General features: G+C 71.2%; 4 protein-coding genes. 1 reads left to right on the forward strand and 3 read right to left on the reverse strand.

What is annotated here, in order from left to right; genetic code table 11:
* The first annotated feature begins 282 nt into the window (after positions 1–282).
* On the forward strand, positions 283–711 hold the full coding sequence (gene mscL, locus G6028_RS16015) for a large conductance mechanosensitive channel protein MscL (RefSeq protein ID WP_182609882.1): 429 nt from the start codon (positions 283–285) through the stop codon (positions 709–711).
* Between the two features lie 102 nt (positions 712–813).
* Here mscL and G6028_RS16020 read toward each other — a convergent pair whose 3' ends face one another.
* The 3 genes from G6028_RS16020 to G6028_RS16030 all read right to left on the reverse strand — a co-directional run.
* Positions 814–1,008, reverse strand: a complete 195-nt coding sequence (locus tag G6028_RS16020) for a hypothetical protein (protein ID WP_182609884.1) — start codon at positions 1,006–1,008, stop codon at positions 814–816.
* Positions 1,005–1,580 (reverse strand): MogA/MoaB family molybdenum cofactor biosynthesis protein, encoded by a 576-nt coding sequence (locus G6028_RS16025; RefSeq protein ID WP_182615899.1) that lies wholly within the window; start codon positions 1,578–1,580, stop codon positions 1,005–1,007. The genes G6028_RS16020 and G6028_RS16025 overlap by 4 nt, the downstream gene beginning before the upstream one ends.
* The coding region (locus G6028_RS16030; RefSeq protein WP_194307083.1) for a S1C family serine protease at positions 1,577–2,684 on the reverse strand (1,108 nt) is incomplete at its 5' end. The genes G6028_RS16030 and G6028_RS16025, both read right to left, overlap by 4 nt.

Consider the following 2,684-nt stretch of genomic DNA (forward strand, 5'->3'; position numbering starts at 1 on the left):
GCCGCGCGCGTCGCCGGCACCCCCGCCGGACGGGTCGGGAGTCGGTCGATCCTCGTCGAGGTCCCGGAATCCGACGCCGCCCGGTTGGCCTCGACGGCCGCCGGATCGCCGCTCGCGGTGCTGGTGCACGGGTGACGCGAGGCAGCGCCAGATCGGCGGGGCGGGAGAGGGCGCTGGCGCCTCGACGGCGCTGATCGTGCTGGTAACGTCCCTGAGGTTCGGTTCGGAACGCACGACCACGCACGCGGTGGGCCTCGCCGCGTCACCAGGGAGGGGTGCAGGATGCTCAAGGGCTTCAAGGACTTCATCATGCAGGGCAACGTGATCGATCTGGCGGTCGCCGTGGTCATCGGCACCGCGTTCGCGTCGATCGTCGACGCCTTCACCAGCGCGATCATCAACCCGCTCATCGCCCTGCTCGGCGGGAACAGCGAGATCGGGTTCGCCGTCCAGCTGCTGGACAACAACCCCGAGACCAGGATGGACTTCGGGTTGCTGCTCACCGCGATCATCAACTTCCTGCTGATCGCCGCGGTCATCTACTTCGTCCTGGTGGGGCCGATGAACAAGATGAAGGAGGCCGCCGCCAAGCGCAAGGGCATCGACGCCCCCGCCTCGGACAACGACCTCCTCGTGGAGATCCGCGACCTCCTCGCGGGTCGCCCGCTCACCCATCCGTCGGACCCGCGGAGCACGTCCGGCGAGTCCTGACACCACGCCCCGCCGCGGGGCCCCCGTCACCCGGAACCGGACCTCAGCGCCGGACCTGAGCGCCGGCACCCGGCGACCCCGCCGACACCGCTGATGCGGGTCTCACCCGTGGTGGGGAGGGCGTTGCTCCCTCCACCAGTCGTCCCCGAGCCGGGCGTCGAGGTCACGGGCCTCGTCGGACGTGGTCCGCGGCAGGGTCTCGCCGAACACGTCGTCGATCCGGGCGCTGCTGTACGAAGCGCTGATGATCGGGGCGCTGGAGTCCTGTGCCCTGCGGTCCGGGGCGCCGTCGGTCACAGCTCGTCTATCGCCGACAACTGCGCCACCACGTACGAGACGAGCGGGCACAGCGTGGCCATCCCGTCCCGGATGGCCGCGCGGCTCGGCGCGAGGTTGGCGACCACCGTGCTGCCGGACACCCCGACCAACCCACGGGAGACGATCGAGTCGACCGCGCCGGCCGTGAGACCCGACGACCGGATGGCCTCGGCGATGCCTGGCAACCGCTGATCGAGGATCTCCTCCGTGACCTCGGGGGTGATGTCCCGTGGACCGACCCCGGTACCACCCACGGTCACGACGAAGTCGAAGCCGCCGACCACTGCGGTCTCGAGGGCCTTGCGGACCTCGGACTCGTCGGACGCCACGCCGACGACGCCGCCGACCAGGAAACCCTCCTCCTCGAGCAGCTCGGTGACCAACGGACCGATCGAGTCCTCGCGCTCATCCAGCCGGTCGGTGACCACCACGACCATCGCGCGACCCGCGATGGGGGTGTCCGCCGGGACGGCGGCCGAGGGGTCGAAATCCACGTCCGTCTGGATCCTGCGCCCACCGGGCAGAGACCTCGGGTCGAATCTCGTGCTCATCTCGCCTCTCCCAGTACCACGTCGACAGTCGTCGGCTGATCGCCCACACGAGCAGCATAGGTGACGGAGATCGTCTCCCCCGGAGCCCTCGACCGGATCGCGGCGACCAGCGCGTCGCCGCTCTCGATCAGCCGCTCCCCGACCATGGTGATCACCGCCCCCTCCTCGATGCCCGCCTGCGCGGCGGGGCCTCCCACCTCGGTGGTGCGGACCAGCGCGCCGTCGATGTCGGGTTGGTCGCTCACCGAGACCCCGAGGACCGCACGGGTGGCGAACCCCTGCTTGATCAACTGGTCGGCGATGCGCCGGGCCTGGTCGACCGGGATCGCGAAACCCAGGCCGATCGATCCCGAGTTCCCCGAGCCCAGCGAGGCGATGGCGGAGTTGATGCCGACCAGCTCACCGTTCATGTTGACCAGCGCGCCGCCGGAGTTGCCCGGGTTGACCGCCGCATCGGTCTGGATGGCGTCGATCACCGTGTTCTGGTCGGACTGCGCGCCGCCCGCGCGCACCGGCCTGTCGAGCGCGGAGACGATGCCGGTCGTCACGGTGCCGGACAGGCCGAGCGGGGAACCCACCGCCGCGACGGCCTGACCCTCGTCCAGGTTCGAGGAGGACCCGAGCGCGATCGGGGTGAGCGACCGGTCGGTATCCGCCCTGATCACGGCGATGTCCGTGGCGGGGTCGGTGCCGACGACCGTCGCCGGCGCCCTCGACCCGTCGTTGAAGCGCACCTCGATCTGGCCGCCGGTCGCCGCCATCGCGATGACGTGGTTGTTCGTGATGATCAGACCGTCCTGGGCCAGCACCACGCCGGATCCCTCACCGCGTCCGGCCTGCCCGCGGACGTCGATCGAGACCACGCTCGGCAGGACCTTGTCGGCGACGGACTCGACCGTGCCGTCCGGGGCCTCACCCTCGGGCTGGACGGCGGTGATCGGGGAGGCGAGGCTCCCGCTGCCTCCGCCGCCCGCCACAGTGGCACCGATCCAGCCGCCCAGTCCGCCCGAGACGAGCATCGCGGCCACCAGTCCGGCGACCAGCAGGCCCCGGCCCGACTTCGCGGGTGCTGTCGCCCCGGGATCGTCGCCGCCGTACGGGGGC

The sequence above is a fragment of the Dietzia cercidiphylli genome, from assembly GCF_014145145.1.
GTDB classification, from domain to species: domain Bacteria; phylum Actinomycetota; class Actinomycetes; order Mycobacteriales; family Mycobacteriaceae; genus Dietzia; species Dietzia natronolimnaea.

Excerpts from the sequence above, each read along its gene's own strand:
- mscL (WP_182609882.1), top strand. The coding sequence starts at position 283 with ATGCTCAAGGGCTTCAAGGACTTCATCATGCAGGGCAACGTGATCGAT.
- G6028_RS16025 (WP_182615899.1), bottom strand. The coding sequence starts at position 1,580 with ATGAGCACGAGATTCGACCCGAGGTCTCTGCCCGGTGGGCGCAGGATC.